We start from the raw sequence: 19,025 nt of genomic DNA on the forward strand, positions 1-19,025 counted from the left end.
ATCCCCGCCGGCCACCTGATCGGCGAAGAGGGCAAGGGCTTCAAGTACATCCTCGACGGCCTCAACGCCGAGCGCACGCTGATCGCCGCCGAGTGCATCGGCGATGGCCGCTGGTTCACCGAGAAATCCGCGCAGTACGCCCGCGACCGCGTGGTGTTCGGCCGGTCCATCGGGCAGAACCAGGGTGTGCAGTTCCCTATCGCCGAGGCGCACATCGAGATCGAGGCCGCCGACCTGATGCGCTGGCGCGCCTGCGAGGAATACGACAGCGGCCAGAACGCCGGCGCCGCCGCCAACATGGCCAAGTACCTGGCGGCCAAGGCCAGCTGGGAAGCGGCCAACGCCTGCCTGCAGACCCACGGCGGCTTCGGCTTCGCCAACGAGTACGACGTTGAACGCAAGTTCCGCGAGACCCGTCTTTACCAGGTGGCGCCGATCTCCACCAACCTGATCCTCTCCTACGTGGCCGAGCACCTGCTCGAACTGCCGCGCTCTTTCTGAGGAGGACCGTCATGGATAGGCCCCTGGAAAAACTGCGCAGCGCGCTGTTCGTGCCCGGCGACCGCCCGGAGCGTTTCGCCAAGGCTCTGGCCAGCGGCGCCGACGCGGTTATCGTCGACCTGGAGGACGCCGTGCAGGCGTCCGCCAAGGCGCAGGCGCGCGAGCACCTGCGCGCCTTCCTCGATGCACACTCCGAGGCCGGCGTCTGGGTACGGGTGAACATGGCCGGACACCTGGAGCACAACGACGACTTGGAACTCTGCCGCCACCCCGGCGTGCTCGGCATCCTGCTGCCCAAGGCGGAAAGCGTGGAGCAAGTGGTCAACGCCGCCGCTATCGGCAAGCCGCTGCTACCCATCATCGAAAGCGCTCCGGGGCTGGCAGCGCTGGCGGAAATAGCGCGGGTGCCCGGTGTGCAGCGCCTCACCTTCGGCGGGCTGGACCTGTGCCTGGACCTGGGCATGAGCGCCGGCAGCGCAGCCGCCGCGCGGCTGCTCGACCAGGTGCGCTACGAGCTACTGCTGCAAACCCGCCTGGCCGGTCTCGCCGCGCCGCTGGACACGGTGTTTCCCGACATCGCCGACCTCGACGGCCTTTCGCGCTTTGCCCGCGACGCCCGCGATGCCGGCTTCGCCGGCATGCTCTGCATCCACCCACGGCAGGTCCTGGGCGTACACCAGTCGCTGGCGCCGACCCGCGAGCAGCTGGACTGGGCGCAGAAGATCGTCGGCGCGGCGCGCGGCAATGGCGCGTTCCAGCTGGACGGCCAGATGGTCGACGCGCCGGTGATAGAACGCGCACGACGCCTGCTCGCGCTGCACGACTGAGGACAGCAACCTCGCATTCGCCGGCCCTTCGTGACCGGCTTTTTTTCGTCTGTCGTCTGTCGTCTGCGCGGCGAGACATCTGCCACCAACGCGAACGCCCGGTCCATCGTGGAGACCGGGCGTGCGTTTACCACCTTGGGGTTGCCCCCGGAAAATCCGGTTGCCGTGGCGGATGCTCCACGGACCGGATGTCGTCACCGGCCGCTGAAGGCCGGCGAACCGGGCGCGCGTCTTCTTGTGGAAGACGAACGCCCGCGACTCACTTGAGCGGCAGCGTGTAGGAGAGGATCAGGCGGTTCTCGTCCAGCTCGCCGGCGCCATCGGAGCGCACCGTGGCGTTGCGCCAGCGCACGCCGAAGTTCTTCATCGGGCCGCTCTGCACCACGTAGGTGATGTCCAGGTTGCGTTCCCATTCCTTGCCGGATTGGCCGCCGATCTCGTAGCCATCGCCACGGATATAGCGGTTGATCATGACCAGGCCGGGCACGCCGAATGCAGCGAAGTCGAGGTCGTGGCGCAGCTGCCAGGAGGTCTCGCGGGCGCGGGTGAAATCGAGGATCTGCACCACGTTGGCGCCGTAGGTATCGGCGTCCTGCAGGTACGGGAAGGGGCTGTCGCCGCTGTTGTCCTGGTAGCCGACGCGGAAGGTCTGCGCGCCGTAGTTGGCCGAGAGCATCGCGGTGGTCAGGCCGTTGTCGATGTCGCCGCCACGGGCTGCGCCATTCTCGGAAGAATCGAAGTAGCCCACGTTGGCGCTGAGCACCCAGTCGCCGGCCTTGCGGCTGCCCTGGAAGCCCAGGTAGTTCTGCTGGTAGACGTCCTGCAGTTCGGCACGCCAGTAGGCGACGTTGACCGTCGGCGAGAAGGCGTAGGTGGCGCCGAAGTAGTCGAAGTGATCGCCGCTGACGCCGTAGTTGCCGGCGAGAATCTCGTCGTGGTTGCCGCTGGAGTTACGGAAGTTGACCTTGTCGAAACGCCCCAGGTCCAGGGTCAGGTTGTCGATCTCGGTGGAGCTCAGGGTCGCGCCGTTGTAGATCGGCGGCAGCAGGCGCGCATCGCTGGAGAGCAGCACCGGTATCTTGGGGGTGAAGCCGCCGACCTTCAGCTCGGTCTTGGCGATCTTCATTTTCGCCACGCCGGAGAGGTCGCTGTAGCTGCCCGGCCCGGAGTCGCCGAAGCGGTTGGGCAGTAGGCCGGTGCCGGCGCGCGCATCGGAGGAGTCCAGCTTCAGACCCAGCGCGCTGTAGAGCTCCAGCCCCACGCCCACGGTGCCTTCGGTGTAGCCGGACTTGGCGCTGAACATGAAGCCCTGGGCCCACTCTTCGCGCTTGGATTGTGGAGCGTTGTCCTGGCGAAAATCACGGTTGAAATAGATGTTGCGCAGCGTGAGGTTGACGCTGCTGTCCTTGATGAAATCGGCATGGGCCAGTGCCGGCAGCGCCAGCGCGGGAGGCAGCGCAAGCAGACCGAAGAGCTGCGCCAGGGAGGGATTGTGCATGGAAGTATCCGTGTTGGTTGTTGTTGTTCTGCGAAACGGGAAACGACCCGGAGGGGGAACGCCGGGGTGCGCAGAAGGATGCAAAGGCGCAGACACGGACAGGTATTGGGTTTTGCTTAAGGAGCCGTTTCAGGAAAACGAAGAGCGCCGCGCAGCCCAGGCGGGCGCGGCGACTTAAGCAATGTCGAAGGCGGGCTTTCGAGATGCGAAATTCCCGTGCCGCGCCGCCTTGCCCATGCTGGCCGGCATTCCCCTGCCCCACCCGCCAACTCCAGGAACAAGGCCGACCCCATGCACGACGCGCTGATCGTTTCCCCCCTGCGAACCCCCATCGGCAAGTTCGGCGGTGCCCTCGCCGCGCTGAGCGCCGACCAGCTCGCCGCCGGCATCATCCATGCACTGCTGCAACGGGTGGACATTCCCCCGGCAACGCTGGACGAAGTGATCGTGGCGCAGTCCTACGCCTCCAGTGAGGCACCCTGCATGGGCCGCTACGCCGCCCTCGCCGCCGGCCTGCCGGTGGAAGTGCCCGGCTACACACTCGACCGCCGCTGCGGCTCCGGCCTGCAGGCAGTGATCGACGCGGCGATGCACGTGCAGACCGGTGCCGCCCAGGCGGTGCTGGTAGTCGGCGTGGAGAGCATGAGCAACATCGAGTACTACAGCACCGACATGCGCTGGGGCGCCCGCGCCGGCAGCGTGAAGTTCCACGACCGCCTGGAGCGCGGCCGCGAACGCTCGCAGCCGCAGGAGCGCTTCGGGCGCATTTCCGGCATGCCCGAGACCGCCGAGAACCTGGCCCGCGATTACGCCATCAGCCGCGAGGAGGCCGACCGCTTCGCCGTGCGCAGCCACCAGAACGCCGCCAGCGCCTGGCGCGAGGGCCGCTTCGCCAATGAAGTGGTGCCGGTGACCGTACCGGGCAAGCGCGGCAGCCAGACCGTGGTGTCGATGGACGAAGGTATCCGCCAGGAGGCCAGCCTGGACGGCATGGCCGGTCTGCGCACGCTGCTGCCCGAGGGGGTCTGCACTGCCGGCAACTCCAGCCAGCAGAACGATGCGGCGGCGGCCTGCCTAGTGGTCTCGCGCGAGTACGCCGAACGCCATCGCCTGGAGCCCATCGCCCGTTTGGTGGACTGGGCGGCTGCCGGCTGCGAACCGGCGCGCATGGGCATCGGCCCGGTGCCGGCAGTGGAGAAGCTGCTGCAACGCACCCAGCGCACGCTGGCGGAAATGGACCTGATCGAAGTCAACGAAGCCTTCGCCGCCCAGGCCCTGGCCGTGCTCAAGGCCTGGGGCCTGGAGAACGACGAGCGGGTCAACGTCAACGGCTCGGGCATCTCCCTCGGCCACCCGATCGGCGCCACCGGGGTGCGCATCATGACTACCCTGCTCCACGAGATGCAGCGCCGCGGCTCGCGCTACGGCCTGGAGACCATGTGCATCGGCGGCGGCCAGGGCCTGGCGGCGCTGTTCGAGCGCGTGTGAGGCCAACCATGAACTGGATCGAAGTCAACCAGACGGCCCTGCGCTACCAGCTGCTGCCAGCGCGCCGCGCTGACGCCCCGGTGCTGGTGCTGGTGCACGAAATGGGCGGCAGCCTGGAAAGCTGGGACGGGCTGTGCTCCACGCTCTACGGCGAGCTGACGCTGCTGCGCTACGACACCCGCTGCGCCGGCCTGTCGGAGAAAATCCCCGGCGCGCTGGAAATCGACGCCCACGTCGCCGACCTGGCTGCGCTACTCGATACGCTGGCCATCGATGTGCCGGTGGCACTGATGGGGGTCGCCGTGGGCGCCGCCATCGCCATTCGCTTCGCCGCCCGGCATCCGCAGCGCTGCAAGCAACTGGTCGCCCTCGCCCCGGCCTGTGGCGTGCCGGCCGCCGCTCGCGACGCTACCCGGCAACGCGCCGCAGCCCTGCGCGAAGAAGGCCTGGGCGAACTGGTCCCCGCCCTGCTGGAAAAAACCTGGCCGGAGCCGCTGCGCACCGATGCCGACACCTTCGAGGCCTTCCGCCTGCGCTGGCGCGCCGCCGATCCGCAGGGCTTCGCCGCCACCTTCGCGATGCTCTCCGGGCTGGAACTGGAAGCGGATCTGCCCCGCCTTCCGCCGCGCACGCTGTTCGTCGCCGGTGAATACGACGCGCTGAGGCCACCCGCGGAGATCGACCGCCTGGCCGGTTTCGCCGCACAGATCGAAGCTTTGCCGGTAGCCTCCGGGCATTTCATGCCGTTGCAAAGCCCCCGCCTGGTGGCGGCGCTGGTGCGCGGTTACCTGTGCGACGGACAAAGCGGAGCGGCGGTCTACCGGGACTTCATCGCCCAGCCGGAACACCGCGTCGGCGCTGCCGGCCACGCGGCCTGAGGAACACCGTGCACGGCCTGCCGTGACAGCCGAACATTCAACCCAAGAACAACAATGAGGAATCCCGTCCCATGATGCAGTCGCGCATGATCGGTGACATCAAGGTCACCCGCATTCTCGAGTACGCCGGCCCAACCCACGACCCGGCCTTCCTCTTCCCGCAGATGGACCCGAGCGTGCTCACGGACCATCGCGAGCTGATGGCACCCAACCACTGGATCGAGCACATGAACAAGCTCATCGTCACCATCCAGTTCTGGATCGTGCACGTGGGCAACGAGATCGTGGTGATCGACACCGGCGTCGGCAACTTCAAGCCGCGCCCGGGCATCGCGCGGATGAACATGCTCAACGGCCTGGTACGCGAGTGGATGATCGCCGCCGGCGCGCCGCCGGAGAAAGTCACCCACGTGGTGATCACTCATCTGCATTCCGACCATGTGGGCTGGAACACCACCTGGAAGGATGGCCGCTGGGAACCGACCTTCCCCAACGCCACCTACCACTTCCCCAAGGACGACTTCGACTTCTGCCACCAGGGCAAGAACAAGGAAGGCGGCGTCATCGATGTGTTCGGCGAATCCTTCTTCGACAGCGTGATGCCCATCGTCGATGCGGGCCTGGCGAAGATGATGCTGCCCGGCGAGGAAATCGCCGACTGCCTGCAAGTGCAGGCGGCACCCGGCCACAGCCCCGGCCAGGTGATCTTCAAGGTGCGCTCCGGCGGCGAGGAAGGCATCTTCTGCGGCGACATCCTGCACAGCCCGGTGCAGATCGTCCGCCCGGAGATCAACTCCGGCTACTGCATCTGGGAAGACACCGCCCGTCAGACGCGTCTGGCCTTCCTCAACGACGCGGCCGACTCCGGCGCACTGATCCTGCCGGTGCATTTCGGCGAACCACACTGCGGCTTCATCCGCCGCCAGGGCTCGGGTTTCGCCTTCGAAGCGGCCCACTGGTGAGCCGGTGGCCTGCGCCCGCGCACGCCTGGATGTGCGCGGGCGTGGGCTACCAGAACGGTGCCGGACCGACGAATGCCGTCTATGCAGGCTATTCGCCAGCCAGTACCGTGATATACCACTTGGCAAGAAGTACCTGACCATGGCGATGCATTTCGATATCACGGATTTCCGCTTGTTCATCAACATCGCGGAAACCAGCAGCCTCACCCGCGGCGCGGAGCGCTCCTTCCTCTCCGTACCGGCCACCAGCAACCGCATCAAGAACCTCGAGGACAACCTCGGCATGCGTCTGCTGGAGCGCTCGCCCCAGGGCGTGACGCTGACCAACGCCGGCAAGACCTACCTGCAGCACGCGCGCATCATCCTCTCCCAGTTGGAGATGCTCACCGGCGACCTGCAGCAGTACGCCGAAGGCCTCAAGGGCCAGCTGCGCCTGCTGGCCAACACCACCGCGATCACCGAGTACCTGCCGCCGGTGGTGGGCGAATACCTCAAGACCCACCCCGACGTGCACATCGACATGCGCGAGCGCCTTTCCGACGACATCGTGCGCTGCATCCGCGATGGCAGCGCGGACCTGGGCATCGTCTCCGGCAGCGTGGTCACCGACGGGCTGCAGAGCGTACCGCTGGTGAGCAGTCGGCTGATGGTCATCGCCCCGGAAGGCCACCCGATCCTCGAAGGCGGCGAGGTACATTTCAAGGAGGCGCTGCAATACGCCTTCGTCTCGCTGCTCGAAGGCAGCGCCATCCATGTCTTCCTCAGCCGCGCCGCCTCGGCGCTGCACATCCCGCTGACCATCCGCGTGCAGGTCGCCAGCTCCGACGCGATCTTCCGCATGGTCGAGGCCGGTGCCGGCATCGCCATCGTGCCCCAGGCCGGTTTCGAGCGCCTCAAGGGCAGCCAGAAGATCGGCTCGTGCAAGCTGCTCGACCCCTGGGCGGTGCGCACCTTCCAGCTCTGCGCGCAGGATTTCGACGGCCTCTCGGCCTTCGCCCGCGACTTCGCCGACAGCCTGATCGACTGCTACCGCGCAGCTTAACCCTGCGTTAAAGCCGCCTTCCAAAGAGGCCAATTGTCCGCCTCCAACGAGTCTGGGAGCCTTGCAGCACATGGACGCGCCGCCATCCCGGGCGACCCGCCACCTATAAGAACAAGGACCATCGACCATGGCCGAACCACGCTGGAAGAAACGCCCCGAGGGCTCCAACTGGGGCGACTTCGGCCCCGACGACCAGAGGGGCCGGCTGAACCTGCTGACGCCGGAAAAGGTGCTGCAGGGCATCGCCGAAGTGCGCGAAGGCCTGGCCTTCTGCCTCAGCCTGCCGCTGGACTACCCCGGCGGCAACGCGATGAACGTCAACCGCCTGCCGCCGATCCTGCGCCCGCTGCTGCGCAAGGGCGGCGTCAACATGAACTACCAGTACCAGTGGATCCAGGAAGGCCGCCCCGACGTGCTCAGCGACGACCTGGCGATCCTCCACCTGCAGTACTCCACACAATGGGATGCGCTCTCCCACGTCGGTGCGCTGTTCGACGCCAACGATGACGGCGTACCCGAGCCGCTGTACTACAACGGCTTCAGCGCCGGCGGCGACGTCGAAGGCCCCAGCGCACTGGAAGACTGCGGCATCGCCGGCGCGATCAAGCCCCACAGCACCTCCTGCGCTCACGCCCTGGGCATCGAGCGGATGGCCGAGACCTGCGTGCAGGGCCGCGGCGTGATGATCGACCTGCACCACCACTTCGGCCTCGACCGCACGCACATCGGCTACGACGAACTGATGCGCGTGCTCGAAGCCGACCGCGTGGAAGTAGAGGCCGGTGACATCGTCTGCCTGCACACCGGCTACGCCGAAGCCCTGCTGGGGATGAACCGCAACCCCGACCCGGCAGTGCTGGAGCGCCTGGCCGCCGTGCTCGATGGCAACGACAGCCGCCTGCTGAACTGGATCACCGACAGCAACCTGGTGGCCATCGCCGCCGACAACTACTCGGTGGAAATCTTCCCCGCCGGCCACGCCGGCGACTGCTGCTCGGTGATGCCGCTGCACCACCACTGCCTGTTCAAGCTCGGCGTACACCTGGGCGAACTGTGGCACCTCACGCCGCTGGCCAACTGGCTGCGCGCCAACGGCCGCAACCGCTTCCTGCTCACCGCCCCGCCGCTGCGCCTGCCCGGCGCCGTCGGCGCGCCGCTCAATCCCATCGCCACCGTCTGACGGAGTTCCAACGTGCCCAAAGAACGCGTACTCATCACCGGAGGCGCCTCCGGTATCGGCGCCGCCATCGCCCAACGCTGCCGCGAGAACGGCTATGAGCCGGTGATCATCGACCGCATCGGCGACGGCCTGATCGCCGACCTCACCGACACCGCCGCCACCGCCGCCGCGCTGCAACAGGCCCTGGCCGACGGGCCGATCACCCGCCTGGTGAACAACGTCGGCATGGTCTGCCCCAACCCGGCGGACGAGCAGAGCTTCGAGGAACTGGAGCGGGTGTGGGCGCTGAATGTGCGCTGCTCGCTGCAGTGCATGCAGGCGCTGCTGCCGGGCATGAAGGAAGCGGGCTTCGGGCGCATCCTCAACATGTCCTCGCGCGCCGCGCTGGGCAAGGAACTGCGTACCGCCTATGCCGCCACCAAGGCCGGGCTGCTGGGCATGACCCGCGTCTGGGCGCTGGAACTGGGCCGCCACGGCATCACCGCCAACGCCATCGGGCCGGGGCCGATCCGCACCGAACTGTTCGAGCGCGCCAACCCGCCGGACAGCCCGCGTACCCAGGCGATCATCGACAGTGTGCCGGTCAAGCGCCTCGGCATGCCGGACGACATCGCCCAGGCCGCGTCGTTCTTCCTCGATCAGCGCGCCGGTTTCGTCACCGGCCAGGTGCTCTACGTCTGCGGCGGTATGACCGTCGGCGTGGCCGCCGTCTGAGCCCCTACCAAAGTGCGCCAGCCCGCACCGCACAAGGCCGGCGCGCCCTCTTAACCGGCGGTTAAACGCCCCTTCCGCAGACTGAAATTGTGGCCCTCCAGACGCACTGGCAAGCTGGTTTCCAGGGGCGATGAGGGCTTTCGAAAGCCGCGTCCGTCCGCGATAAAAACGACAAAGGACCCGCAGTCATGATCGACAAGTTTTGCCCCAGCGCCGCCCAGGCGCTGGCCGAGATTCCCGACGGCGCGACCATCGCCGTGGGCGGCTTCGGCGGCGCCGGGATGCCCGAGGACCTGATCGACGCGCTGATCGCCCAGGGCGCACGCGACCTCACCCTGGTGAGCAACAACGCCGGCCAGGGCGACACCGGTCTGGCTGCCCTGCTCAAGGCCGGCCAGGTGCGCCGGATTCTCTGCTCCTACCCGCGCATGGTCGGCTCCCACGTCTTCGAGGAGCTGTACCGCGCCGGCAGGATCGAGCTGGAAATCGTCCCCCAGGGCAATCTCGCCGAACGCCTGCGCGCTGCCGGCTGCGGCATCGGCGGCTTCTTCACCCCCACCGGCTACGGCACCCTGCTGGCCGAGGGCAAGGAAACCCGCCTCATCGACGGCCGCCACTACGTGCTGGAGTCGCCGATCCACGTCGACTACGCGCTGATCAATGCCGAGCTCGGCGATCGCTGGGGCAACCTCACCTACCGCAAGACCGCGCGCAACTTCAGCCCGGTGATGGCCATGGCCGCGCGCCACACCATCGCCTCGGTGGGCCGCGTCTGCGAACTGGGCGAAATCGACCCGGAACACGTGGTCACCCCCGGCATCTTCGTCAAACACATCGTGCAGCGCAGCGCCGCCGCCGATCAGCGCCAGGCAGGTTGAACATGGACAAACAGACCCGCAACGCCATGGCCGCCCGCGTGGCCCGCGACATCCCCGAAGGCGCCTACGTCAACCTCGGCATCGGCCTGCCCACGCTGGTGGCCAACCACCTGCCGGCGGACAAGGACATCTTCCTGCACAGCGAGAACGGCGTGCTCGGCCGCTGGACCGGGGCCAAGCCCGGCGAGGAAGACTGGGACATGATCAACGCCGGCAAGGAGCCGATCAGCCTGGCGCCGGGTGCGGCGTTTTTCCACCACGCTGACTCCTTCGGCATGATGCGCGGCGGCCACTTGGACATATGCGTGCTCGGCGCCTTCCAGGTCGCGGCCAACGGTGATCTCGCCAACTGGCACACCGGCGCGCCGGATGCGATTCCCGCCGTTGGCGGCGCGATGGACCTGGCCATCGGCGCCAAGCGCATCTTCGTGATGATGGAGCACCTGGCCAAGAACGGCGAAAGCAAGCTGATCGAGCGCTGCACTTATCCGCTCACCGGGATCGGCTGCGTCAGCCGCGTCTACACCGACCTGGCCACCCTGGAGATCACCGCCGAAGGCGTGCAGGTCCTCGAACTGGTGGGCGAAACCACGGCCGAGACGCTACAGGCGGTCACGCCGATCCCACTGGATTTTTCCACCCTGCCCGACCGCCCCGCGCGCGCCCTGAGCCCAAGCGCCGAGCGCGTCCTGGGCAGCTCCGCCTGAGGTCGCCGCCATGGCCAACCACCATTCCAGAGCCTGGGACCAGGGCGACCTGACGGAACTGCTGAGCCTGGAAGACGGGCCGCAGGACACCTTCCGCAGCACGGTCAATGACCGCAACGTCAACGGTCGCATCTATGCCGGGCAACTGCTCGGCCAGGCGCTCTGGGCCGCCGCCCGGACCACGCCGCAACGCGTGCCCAGCACCTTGCAGGCGACCTTCCTGCAAGGCGCCCGGCCCACGGATGCGCTCGAATACAAGGTCGAGGCATTGCAGGATGGCCGGCGTTTTTCCACCCGCCACGTCTATGGCGTGCAGGGTACGGCGCTGGTGCTCAGCGCCCATGTGACCTTCCAGACGCCGGGCGAACCGCAGGAACCCATACCACGCCTGGAACGCCCCGTGCCCGCCCCGGAAAGCCTGCCGGACCTGCGCCAGTTGGCCGAGCGCTACCCCGGCCAGGCCGACGCCTTGCAGGTGCGCTTCACCGGGCAGCCGCTGCTGGACATTCGCCTGGTCGATCCCCAGGCATATTTCGACGGCGCGGCGCCACCCAGCGAAATCCTCTACTGGGTCCGCCTGCTGCAACCGCTGACCGCCGAACGCTGCCTGCAACATGCGGCCCTGGCTTACCTCTCCGACTGCTGGCTGCACATCGGCCTCGCGCCGCCGGCTCAAGGCGGCGACGCCTGGCAGCACCACTACGTCGCCAACCTCAACCACACGTTGTGGTTCCACACCCCGGAGCCTGCCTGCGACGACTGGCTGCTGTTCGTCAGCAACGCCAGCCGAGGCCTTGCCGGGCGCGGCCTGGCGCAGGCGCACATCTACCGCCGCGACGGGCGCCTGGTGGCCAGCCTGGCCCAGGACCTGCTGACTTCGCCGAGGACCGACTGACCGCTTAGCACGATCGAAAGGCAGGCTTTCGCAAAGGCAAATGGGCGCGCGAAGCAATCTGCCGCATGCTCGTTCCACGAACTGACACCCCGCCCGCCTGGCGGTCAGCTCGCAAGACGAGCATCACCCAAACGCTGCAATCGTGGCCCCGCCACGAACCGACACCCAATAACAATAAGGACGGTAATCACCATGTTCGACTGGTACAAGACTGGCTCGCGCCAGGAGCGCAAGACCTTCTGGGCCTGCTTCTCCGGCTGGGCGCTGGATACCTACGACGCGCAGATGTTCAGCTTCCTGCTGCCGGCGCTGATGGCGGTCTGGCAGATCTCCAAGGGCGAGGCCGGCGTGGTCGGCACCGCCGCGCTGCTCTCGGCATCCCTGGGCGGCTGGATCGCCGGCATCCTCAGCGACCGCTATGGCCGCGTACGCATCCTGATCTTCACCATCTGCTGGTTCACCCTGTTCGGCTTCATCGCCGGCTTCGCCCAGAGCTACGAGCAGATGCTGGTGATCCGCACCCTGCAAGGCCTGGGCTTTGGCGGTGAATGGGCGGTGGGCGCGGCGCTGATGGCCGAGGTCATCCGTCCCGAACACCGTGGCAAGGCGCTGGGCTTCGTGCAGAGCGGCTTCGCCCTCGGCTGGGCGGGCGCCGCGGTGATCATGACCGGCCTGCTCGCCTGGCTGCCGCAGGACCTGGCCTGGCGCGTAGCGTTCTGGGTCGGCGTGATTCCGGCCGGCTTCGTGCTGTTCATCCGCCGTCACGTCAAGGATCCGGAGATCTACCAGCAGGCCACCGCCAAGGTCGAGGAAAAGGCCTCGATGCTGTCGGCCTTCCGTCCCGCGGTGATCCGCCTGACCCTGCTCGCCGCCGTGCTGGTCACCGGCCTGCAAGCTGCCGCCTACACCATCATGGCCTGGCTGCCGACGCTGATGGTCTCCGAGCGGGGCCTCAAGCCCGGCCCGGTGATCTTCACCATGCTGATCATGTGCGCGGGCGCCTTCGCCGGCTTCATGGTCACCGCTTGGATCGCCGACCGCTACGGCCGCCGTCCCGCCCTGCTGCTGTTCAGCGTCGGCGCGTGGATCTTCACCGTGGTCTACATGCTGGTGCCGATGAGCACCGAGTTGCTGATGGTCATGGCCTTCCCGGTGGGCGCCTTCGCCACCGGCATCTTCGCGGTGCTCGGCCCGTTCCTCAGCGAGCTCTTCCCCACCCACGTACGCACCACCTGCATGGGCTTCTCCTACAACCTGGGCAAATCCCTCGGCGCGCTGTCCATCGCCGGCGTCGGCGTGCTCTCCGAGAAGCTCGGCCTGGCCCAGTCCATCGGCACCTTCTGCCTGGTGGCCTACGCGCTGTCCGTCACTGCCGTGCTGCTGCTCCCGGAAACCCGTGGCGTGCGCCTGCAGGACGTCGACGCCAAGGCCCTGAACGACGACGAGCCGCAAGCCTCCGGCAGCGCCCAGCTGTCCCAAAGCAAATCCTGAACCCGAGGAACCACCATGCTGTACTGCGTAAAAATGGACGTGAACATTCCCCGCGACATTCCCAGCGACGAAGTCGAGGCGATCAAGGCCGCCGAGAAGGCCCGCGCCACCGACATCCAGCGCTCGGGGAAATGGCCGCACCTGTGGCGCGTCGTCGGCCAGTACTCGAACATCAGCGTGTTCGACGTCGAGAGCAATGACGAGCTGCATGCGCTGCTCTCCAGCCTGCCGCTGTTCCCGTTCATGACCATCCAGGTCACCCCGCTGGCGAAGCACCCCTCCTCCATCGTCTGAGCCTTGGCTCAAGCGTTGCGCGGCGGCCCGCCATGGGCCGCCGCAGCCTTTCCTCCCCGACTATTCAGGATGCGGCCATGAAACTGCTGCAAGCGGATGCGTTCGACCTCAGTGAGCTGATCCGCCCCGGCGACACCGTGCTCTGGGGCCAGGCCAACGCCGAGCCCCTGCCGCTGACCGCGGCACTGATGGCGCAGCGCGCGCGCATCGGCCGCTTCCGGGTGATGCTCGGCATCGCCAACAACGCCACCTGCCGGCCCGAGCACGCCGACCACATCGACCTGCTCGCGTACTGCGGCGCCGGCGCCAACCGCGAGCTGGCCAACGCCGGGGTGCTCGACATCCTGCCCTGCCACTATTCGCAGCTGCCGGCGATGATCGAGACTGGCGCCCTGCGCATCGACGTCCTCCTGCTGCAACTGGCCCCGGCGGACGTCAATGGCCGCTACAGTCTGAGCATCGCCCACGAATACCTGCTGCCCGCGCTGGACCGCGCGCGGGTGGTGATCGCCGAGGTGAACCAGCAGGCGCCGCGCACCTTTGGCGAACGCACGCTGGGCAGCGAAGACCTCGACGCCATCCTCTACACCGACCGCCCACCGCTGGAGAATCCGCCCGCGCGCATCCGCGAGGCCGATGTCCGCATCGCCGCGCACATCGCCGAGCTGATCGAGGACGGCGCTACCCTGCAGATGGGCATCGGCGCCATTCCCGACGCCGTGCTCGGCGCGCTGCGCCAGCACCGCGACCTGGGCGTGCACTCGGGCAGTCTGGGCGATGGCGTCGCGCAGCTGATGCAGGCTGGCGTCATCACCAATGCGCGCAAGAACCGCGACCGCGGCGTGAGCATCGGCGGCGTGCTGCTGGGCAGCCGGGTGATCCACGAGTTTGCCCACGACAACCCGGCGATCCAGTTGCGCTCCACTGCTTACACCCACGACGCCGATGTGCTGGCCAGCCTGAACCAGCTCGTGGCGATTAACTCCGCCGTGGAAGTGGACCTCACCGGCCAGGTCAATTCCGAAGTTGCCGCTGGCAGCTACGTTGGCGCAGTGGGCGGCGCGCTGGACTTCCTGCGCGGCGCGGCGCGCTCGCGCGGCGGTCTGCCGATCATCGCCCTGCCCACCACGGCCGGCGCCAGCAGCCGTATCGTCACCCGGCTAACTGGCCCGGTGACCATCCCGCGCAGTGATGCCGGGCTGATCGTCACCGAATACGGCGTCGCCGACCTGCGCGGCAAGAACCTGCGCCAGCGTGTGGAATGCCTGCTGAAAATCGCTGCCCCGCAGCATCGATCGGCGCTTGAAGCACAGTTGTAAGCGGATCCTGGTGGGATCTGGAGATGCGCATTTGGAGATCAATTCCAGCTTTCAACGACCAGCACTCGAGTGCGAAGAACTCAATGCTTGGAGGGGGTACTTGTGATTGGTACGTCGCACATGCCGCTCAAGGGCAGCTATCGGCCAAAAGCGGACCTCAGAGATTCAGGCTACAGACTGATACACACCGTTTGGGATTCAGTTGCCGCTTCAGAAAGGTCTGAATACACTGCCTACCATGATCCGTCGCCTTCGATTGCTCATCGTCTTGCTTCTTAGCCTCACGCTTCCTCTCACGGGGATGGCGAGAGTCGAGGCGCCAACTGAACCCTGCCCGATGCAAAGCATGGGCATGGGCCAGATGGCGGGTATGGATCAGGACTGCTGCCAGGATTTGGGCAAGATGACCCAGCATGGCAAGAAGGACTGCAAGAGTGGGCAGGAATGCAAGACCAGCAGCCTGTTGCAGGTCAGCGTCCTGAAAGCTGCCCATCCCGTCGCCACTCCCCCGCGGCCTTCGCCGTACACCGATGTAGTGCTCAGCCAGGCACCTGCAGACCTCTGGCGACCTCCCTGCGCCTGATTCCTCTCTCGACCTGAACCCTGCCCGCGGCCCTGAAGGCTGCCGGGTGGATTGCGCTCATGCGCTGGTTTTCCAGAGGAATCCTCATCGTGACTCACGTCCGACTCCATCCCGGCTGGCTGCTGCTCGCGCTGCTGCCGGGCTGGTCGGCACAGGCTGCGTCCCTGTCACTGGACGACGCCCTGCTGCTGGCTGAACGCAACGCTCCTTCCCTGCTCGCACAGAACGAGAAAATCTCGGCGGCGAGAAGCGCCGCCATCCCCGCCGGAGAGCTGCCCGATCCCAAGCTCAATCTTGGTCTGCAGAACGTCCCCATCGAGGGTGACGAGCGCTGGAGCACCCAGCGCGACAACATGTCTATGCAGGTGGTCGGCCTGATGCAGGAGATGCCCAACGGCGACAAGCGCAAGGCCCGCGTCGAGACCGCCCAGGCCGCCATCGAACGCGCCGATGCCGAAGCTGGCGTGGAACGCCTGAAGGTCCGCAGCGCCTCGGCCCAGGCCTGGATCGCGACCTATACGCTGCAACGCAAGCTGGCGATGTTCGACGACTTTTACCGCGAAAACCGCCTGCTCGACGCCACCGTCCGCGCACGTCTGGCCGGGGGGAGCGCAAGCACAGTCGATGCGGTAGCTCCGCGTCAGGAGGCCGCGCTGCTGGACGAGCAGAAAGACGACCTGCTGCGCCAGGAAGCCCAGGCACGGGCGGCGCTCAAACGCTGGATTGGCCAGGATGCTTCCCAGGAGCTGAGCGGCGACTTCCCGCACTGGTCCATCGACCCCTCCCACTCTCTGCAACAGTTGCACCAGCACCCCGAGCTTGCCGCCTACGGTCCGATGACCCGCGAGGCCGAAGCCCTGGTGCGCGAGGCCGTAGCCGAGAAGAAACCGGACTGGAGCTGGGAAGTGGATTACCAGCGCCGTGGCCGCGAGTTCGGCGACATGATGACGTTGCAGGTTAGTTTCGACTTGCCGCTGTTCACCGGCACCCGCCAGGCCCCGAAGATTGCCGCGCGACGAGCCCAGGTAAGGCAGTTGGAGGCCGAGCGAGAGGCGCTGGCCCGCGAACACGAGCAGGCACTGGAGGGCGACTTGGCTGAATACCGCCGGCTACAACGCGCCGTCGAGCGCAGCACCGGCACCTTGGTACCGCTGGCCGAGGAGAAGGTACGCCTGGCCACCGCCGGCTACCGATCAGGCAAGTTTGGTCTCGACGAGGTAGTGAGTGCCCGCCAGCAACTGGTCGAGGCCCGGCTCAAACAGATCGACCTGCAAGGCTCCCTTGCACAGGTCGCCGCGCGTCTCTACTTCACCTATGAGGAGGGACGCGCATGAACCGCTTCCCCTGGAACACCTCCGCGCTGTTGATCCTCACATTGGCCGTCGGCGGCGCTGGTGGCTACTGGCTTGCCCGGCAGGCTCAGGCGCAGGCACCGCTGGCCTCGGCCACCCCGGAGCGCAAGCCGCTGTACTGGTACGACCCGATGGTCCCGCAGCAGCACTTCGATGCGCCGGGCAAGTCGCCGTTCATGGACATGCAGTTAGTGCCCAAGTACGCCGATGCTGCCAATGCCGCCGAGAGTGTACCGGCTGTGCGCATCGAGCCAGGCATCCAGCAGAACCTCGGCGTGCGCCTGGCCAGCGTCACCCGCGGCACGCTTGACCGCACGCTGCAGGTCACTGGCGTGCTGGCCTTCAATGATCGTGATGTGGCAGTGCTGCAGGCGCGCGCCGGCGGCTTCGTCGAGCGCACCTATTCGCTTGCGCCGGGCGACGTGGTGACCGCCGGAGCCCCCTTGGTCGATGTGCTGGTGCCAGAGTGGGCGGCGGCGCAGGAAGAGTTCATCGCCTTGCGCCATTCGGGCGAACCGTCGCTACTGGCGGCGGCGCGACAACGCCTGCTGCTGGCCGGCATGCCGAACGGACTCGTGCAGCAGATCGAGCGCAGCGGCAGAGTCCAACCTGTAACTACCCTGAACGCGCCGCTTGCAGGAGTCATCCGTGAGCTGGAGGTGCGCCCCGGCATGACACTGGCCGTTGGCGCCCCCCTGGCCAGGATCAACGGCCTGGGTCGTGTCTGGCTGGAGGCCGCTGTGCCGGAGGTGCAAGCCGCAGGACTCAAGGTCGGCCAGTCGGTCGATGCCCGTCTGCCGGCGCTGCCGGGCCATCCGGTGACCGGTACCCTGACGAGCATCCTCCCAGAGAACGACCAGCAGAGCCGCACCTTGCGCTTGCGCATCGAGCTACCCAACCCGGACGGACAACTGCGCCCCGGCATGACCGCGCAGGTCAGCCTCGACCTTGCCGGCCAGAGCGATGTGCTGCAGATCCCCAGCGAAGCGGTGATCCGCACCGGCAAGCGCAATCTTGTGATGCTGGCGGAAGACCAGGGTCGGTTCCGCCCGGTGGAAGTGCGTCTCGGCCAGGAGAACGATGGGTTCGTGGCCGTACTTCAAGGTCTGGACGAAGGCCAGCGGGTGGTCGCTTCCGGGCAGTTCCTGATCGACTCGGAAGCCAGCCTGAAAGGCATCGAAGCGCGCACGAACGAAGAGCCGCCGGCAAAGATGACGGTGCCTGCTGTGCATGAAACGGACGGCCGCATCGTGGAGATCACCGCACAGGGTCTGACCATCAGCCACGGCCCGTTCAACACCCTGGGCATGCCCGGAATGACTATGACCTTTGCACTCGCTCGCCCTGAACTGGCAGCCGGCCTGAAGCCTGGCGATCGCATTCGCTTCGGTGTCAGCCAGGGAGACTCAGGCCTGGTAATCGAACAGGTCCGCAAGCAGGAGCAACAGCCATGATCGCGAAGCTCATACGCTGGTCGGTGGCCAATCGTTTCCTGGTACTGCTGGCTACCCTGTTCATTGTCGTCTGGGGTGTCTGGACGCTACGCAGTACACCGGTCGATGCCCTGCCAGACCTTTCCGATGTCCAGGTCATCATCCGCACCAGCTATCCGGGACAGGCACCGCAGATCGTCGAGAACCAGGTCACCTACCCGCTGGCCACCACCATGCTGTCGGTGCCCGGCGCGAAAACCGTGCGCGGCTTTTCCTCCTTTGGCGACAGCTTCGTCTACGTGCTGTTCGAGGATGGCACTGACCTCTACTGGGCGCGCTCGCGGGTGCTGGAGTACCTCAACCAGGTGCAGTCGCGCCTGCCGCCCACGGCGAAGACGGCGCTCGGCCCGGACGCCACCGGCGTCGGCTGGATCTACCAGTACGCCCTGGTGGACCGCACGGGCCGGCATGATCTCGCCCAGCTGCGCGCCCTGCAGGACTGGTTCCTCAAGTTCGAACTGAAGACGGTGCCTGATGTTGCGGAAGTTGCCACCGTCGGTGGCATGGTCAAGCAGTACCAGGTGCTGCTCGACCCGGTGCGGCTGGCCAGCCTGGGTCTTACCCAGAGCCAGGTGATCGAGGCCATCGGCAAGGCCAACCAGGAAACCGGCGGCGGCGTGCTCGAACTGGGCGAGGCGGAGTTCATGGTGCGCGCCTCGGGCTACCTGAAGACCCTCGCGGACTTCCGCGCGATCCCCCTGCGCCTGGCCGCCAACGGCAGCCCGGTGACCCTGGGCGATGTCGCCAGCATCCAGCTCGGCCCGGAAGTGCGCCGGGGCATCGGCGAACTGGACGGCGAAGGCGAAGCGGTTGGCGGAGTGATCGTCCTGCGCAGCGGCAAGAACGCCCGCGAAGCCATCGCACGGGTGAAGGACAAGCTGGAGTCGCTGAAGAAGAGCCTGCCCGAGGGCGTGGAGATCGTC

19 protein-coding genes are annotated in these 19,025 nt (G+C 67.0%); 18 read left to right on the plus strand and 1 reads right to left on the minus strand.

Features of this window, described 5'->3' with window-relative positions; translation table 11 throughout:
- Together C167_RS0102515 and C167_RS0102520 are read left to right on the plus strand one after the other, a co-directional pair.
- Nucleotides 1-501 (plus strand): acyl-CoA dehydrogenase family protein (locus C167_RS0102515; RefSeq protein ID WP_017516695.1); only part of this gene is annotated, 501 nt, incomplete at its 5' end.
- 11 nt (nt 502-512) lie between these two features.
- On the plus strand, nt 513-1,328 hold the full coding sequence (locus C167_RS0102520; protein ID WP_003126476.1) for an HpcH/HpaI aldolase/citrate lyase family protein: 816 nt from the start codon (nt 513-515) through the stop codon (nt 1,326-1,328).
- Between the two features lie 259 nt (nt 1,329-1,587).
- On the opposite strand, the gene C167_RS0102525 is transcribed toward C167_RS0102520, so the two are convergent.
- The gene (locus C167_RS0102525) at nt 1,588-2,826 is read right to left on the minus strand and encodes an OprD family porin (protein WP_003126474.1); all 1,239 of its coding nucleotides are present in this window, start codon (nt 2,824-2,826) and stop codon (nt 1,588-1,590) included.
- Between the two features lie 291 nt (nt 2,827-3,117).
- On the opposite strand from C167_RS0102525, the gene C167_RS0102530 reads away from it, so the two are divergent.
- The 16 genes from C167_RS0102530 to C167_RS0102605 all read left to right on the plus strand — a co-directional run.
- Complete coding sequence (locus tag C167_RS0102530) at nt 3,118-4,314, plus strand: acetyl-CoA C-acetyltransferase (protein ID WP_003126472.1); 1,197 nt, start codon at nt 3,118-3,120, stop codon at nt 4,312-4,314.
- A gap of 8 nt (nt 4,315-4,322) precedes the next feature.
- Nucleotides 4,323-5,192 carry an alpha/beta fold hydrolase gene (locus C167_RS0102535; protein WP_003126471.1) on the plus strand — a complete coding sequence of 290 codons (870 nt, stop codon included), beginning with the start codon at nt 4,323-4,325 and terminating at the stop codon, nt 5,190-5,192.
- Nucleotides 5,193-5,263: 71 nt separating this feature from the next.
- Nucleotides 5,264-6,154, plus strand: coding sequence for an MBL fold metallo-hydrolase (locus tag C167_RS0102540; RefSeq protein ID WP_003126469.1), 891 nt, complete (start codon nt 5,264-5,266; stop codon nt 6,152-6,154).
- A gap of 139 nt (nt 6,155-6,293) precedes the next feature.
- Nucleotides 6,294-7,196 carry a LysR substrate-binding domain-containing protein gene (locus C167_RS0102545; RefSeq protein ID WP_017516696.1) on the plus strand — a complete coding sequence of 301 codons (903 nt, stop codon included), beginning with the start codon at nt 6,294-6,296 and terminating at the stop codon, nt 7,194-7,196.
- Between the two features lie 127 nt (nt 7,197-7,323).
- Nucleotides 7,324-8,376, plus strand: coding sequence for a cyclase family protein (locus C167_RS0102550; protein ID WP_003159700.1), 1,053 nt, complete (start codon nt 7,324-7,326; stop codon nt 8,374-8,376).
- Nucleotides 8,377-8,388: 12 nt separating this feature from the next.
- On the plus strand, nt 8,389-9,090 hold the full coding sequence (locus C167_RS0102555) for an SDR family oxidoreductase (RefSeq protein ID WP_003126464.1): 702 nt from the start codon (nt 8,389-8,391) through the stop codon (nt 9,088-9,090).
- A gap of 188 nt (nt 9,091-9,278) precedes the next feature.
- Nucleotides 9,279-9,968, plus strand: coding sequence for a 3-oxoacid CoA-transferase subunit A (locus tag C167_RS0102560; protein WP_003126463.1), 690 nt, complete (start codon nt 9,279-9,281; stop codon nt 9,966-9,968).
- Nucleotides 9,969-9,970: 2 nt separating this feature from the next.
- Complete coding sequence (locus tag C167_RS0102565; RefSeq protein ID WP_003126462.1) at nt 9,971-10,675, plus strand: 3-oxoacid CoA-transferase subunit B; 705 nt, start codon at nt 9,971-9,973, stop codon at nt 10,673-10,675.
- 10 nt (nt 10,676-10,685) lie between these two features.
- Entirely contained in the window at nt 10,686-11,570 is an 885-nt protein-coding gene (locus C167_RS0102570; RefSeq protein WP_003126461.1) for an acyl-CoA thioesterase, read from the plus strand.
- 192 nt (nt 11,571-11,762) lie between these two features.
- On the plus strand, nt 11,763-13,061 hold the full coding sequence (locus tag C167_RS0102575; RefSeq protein WP_017516697.1) for an MFS transporter: 1,299 nt from the start codon (nt 11,763-11,765) through the stop codon (nt 13,059-13,061).
- A gap of 15 nt (nt 13,062-13,076) precedes the next feature.
- The gene (catC, locus tag C167_RS0102580) at nt 13,077-13,355 is read left to right on the plus strand and encodes a muconolactone Delta-isomerase (protein ID WP_003126459.1); all 279 of its coding nucleotides are present in this window, start codon (nt 13,077-13,079) and stop codon (nt 13,353-13,355) included.
- A gap of 77 nt (nt 13,356-13,432) precedes the next feature.
- A complete protein-coding gene (locus C167_RS0102585; protein WP_003159699.1) occupies nt 13,433-14,674 on the plus strand; it encodes an acetyl-CoA hydrolase/transferase family protein in 1,242 nt (413 codons plus the stop codon).
- A gap of 403 nt (nt 14,675-15,077) precedes the next feature.
- Nucleotides 15,078-15,257, plus strand: coding sequence for a hypothetical protein (locus C167_RS35355; RefSeq protein WP_327134139.1), 180 nt, complete (start codon nt 15,078-15,080; stop codon nt 15,255-15,257).
- Between the two features lie 59 nt (nt 15,258-15,316).
- The gene (locus C167_RS0102595; RefSeq protein ID WP_419146523.1) at nt 15,317-16,591 is read left to right on the plus strand and encodes a TolC family protein; all 1,275 of its coding nucleotides are present in this window, start codon (nt 15,317-15,319) and stop codon (nt 16,589-16,591) included.
- Nucleotides 16,588-18,063: an efflux RND transporter periplasmic adaptor subunit gene (locus tag C167_RS0102600; RefSeq protein WP_017516700.1), complete on the plus strand. Its 1,476-nt coding sequence runs from the start codon at nt 16,588-16,590 to the stop codon at nt 18,061-18,063. The genes C167_RS0102595 and C167_RS0102600 overlap by 4 nt, the downstream gene beginning before the upstream one ends.
- Nucleotides 18,060-19,025 (plus strand): efflux RND transporter permease subunit (locus C167_RS0102605; RefSeq protein ID WP_026078757.1); only part of this gene is annotated, 966 nt, incomplete at its 3' end. The genes C167_RS0102600 and C167_RS0102605, both read left to right, overlap by 4 nt.

The sequence above is a fragment of the Pseudomonas nitroreducens TX1 genome (assembly GCF_000313755.1).
Lineage (GTDB): Bacteria > Pseudomonadota > Gammaproteobacteria > Pseudomonadales > Pseudomonadaceae > Pseudomonas > Pseudomonas nitroreducens_A.

Coding starts and splice junctions, on each gene's coding strand:
- C167_RS0102545 (WP_017516696.1), top strand. CDS start 6,294: ATGGCGATGCATTTCGATATCACGGATTTCCGCTTGTTCATCAACATC.
- C167_RS0102520 (WP_003126476.1), top strand. CDS start 513: ATGGATAGGCCCCTGGAAAAACTGCGCAGCGCGCTGTTCGTGCCCGGC.
- C167_RS0102540 (WP_003126469.1), top strand. CDS start 5,264: ATGATGCAGTCGCGCATGATCGGTGACATCAAGGTCACCCGCATTCTC.
- C167_RS0102585 (WP_003159699.1), top strand. CDS start 13,433: ATGAAACTGCTGCAAGCGGATGCGTTCGACCTCAGTGAGCTGATCCGC.
- C167_RS0102550 (WP_003159700.1), top strand. CDS start 7,324: ATGGCCGAACCACGCTGGAAGAAACGCCCCGAGGGCTCCAACTGGGGC.
- C167_RS0102595 (WP_419146523.1), top strand. CDS start 15,317: ATGCGCTGGTTTTCCAGAGGAATCCTCATCGTGACTCACGTCCGACTC.
- C167_RS0102560 (WP_003126463.1), top strand. CDS start 9,279: ATGATCGACAAGTTTTGCCCCAGCGCCGCCCAGGCGCTGGCCGAGATT.
- C167_RS0102535 (WP_003126471.1), top strand. CDS start 4,323: ATGAACTGGATCGAAGTCAACCAGACGGCCCTGCGCTACCAGCTGCTG.
- C167_RS0102570 (WP_003126461.1), top strand. CDS start 10,686: ATGGCCAACCACCATTCCAGAGCCTGGGACCAGGGCGACCTGACGGAA.
- C167_RS0102565 (WP_003126462.1), top strand. CDS start 9,971: ATGGACAAACAGACCCGCAACGCCATGGCCGCCCGCGTGGCCCGCGAC.
- C167_RS35355 (WP_327134139.1), top strand. CDS start 15,078: ATGACCCAGCATGGCAAGAAGGACTGCAAGAGTGGGCAGGAATGCAAG.
- C167_RS0102530 (WP_003126472.1), top strand. CDS start 3,118: ATGCACGACGCGCTGATCGTTTCCCCCCTGCGAACCCCCATCGGCAAG.
- catC (WP_003126459.1), top strand. CDS start 13,077: ATGCTGTACTGCGTAAAAATGGACGTGAACATTCCCCGCGACATTCCC.
- C167_RS0102600 (WP_017516700.1), top strand. CDS start 16,588: ATGAACCGCTTCCCCTGGAACACCTCCGCGCTGTTGATCCTCACATTG.
- C167_RS0102575 (WP_017516697.1), top strand. CDS start 11,763: ATGTTCGACTGGTACAAGACTGGCTCGCGCCAGGAGCGCAAGACCTTC.
- C167_RS0102525 (WP_003126474.1), bottom strand. CDS start 2,826: ATGCACAATCCCTCCCTGGCGCAGCTCTTCGGTCTGCTTGCGCTGCCT.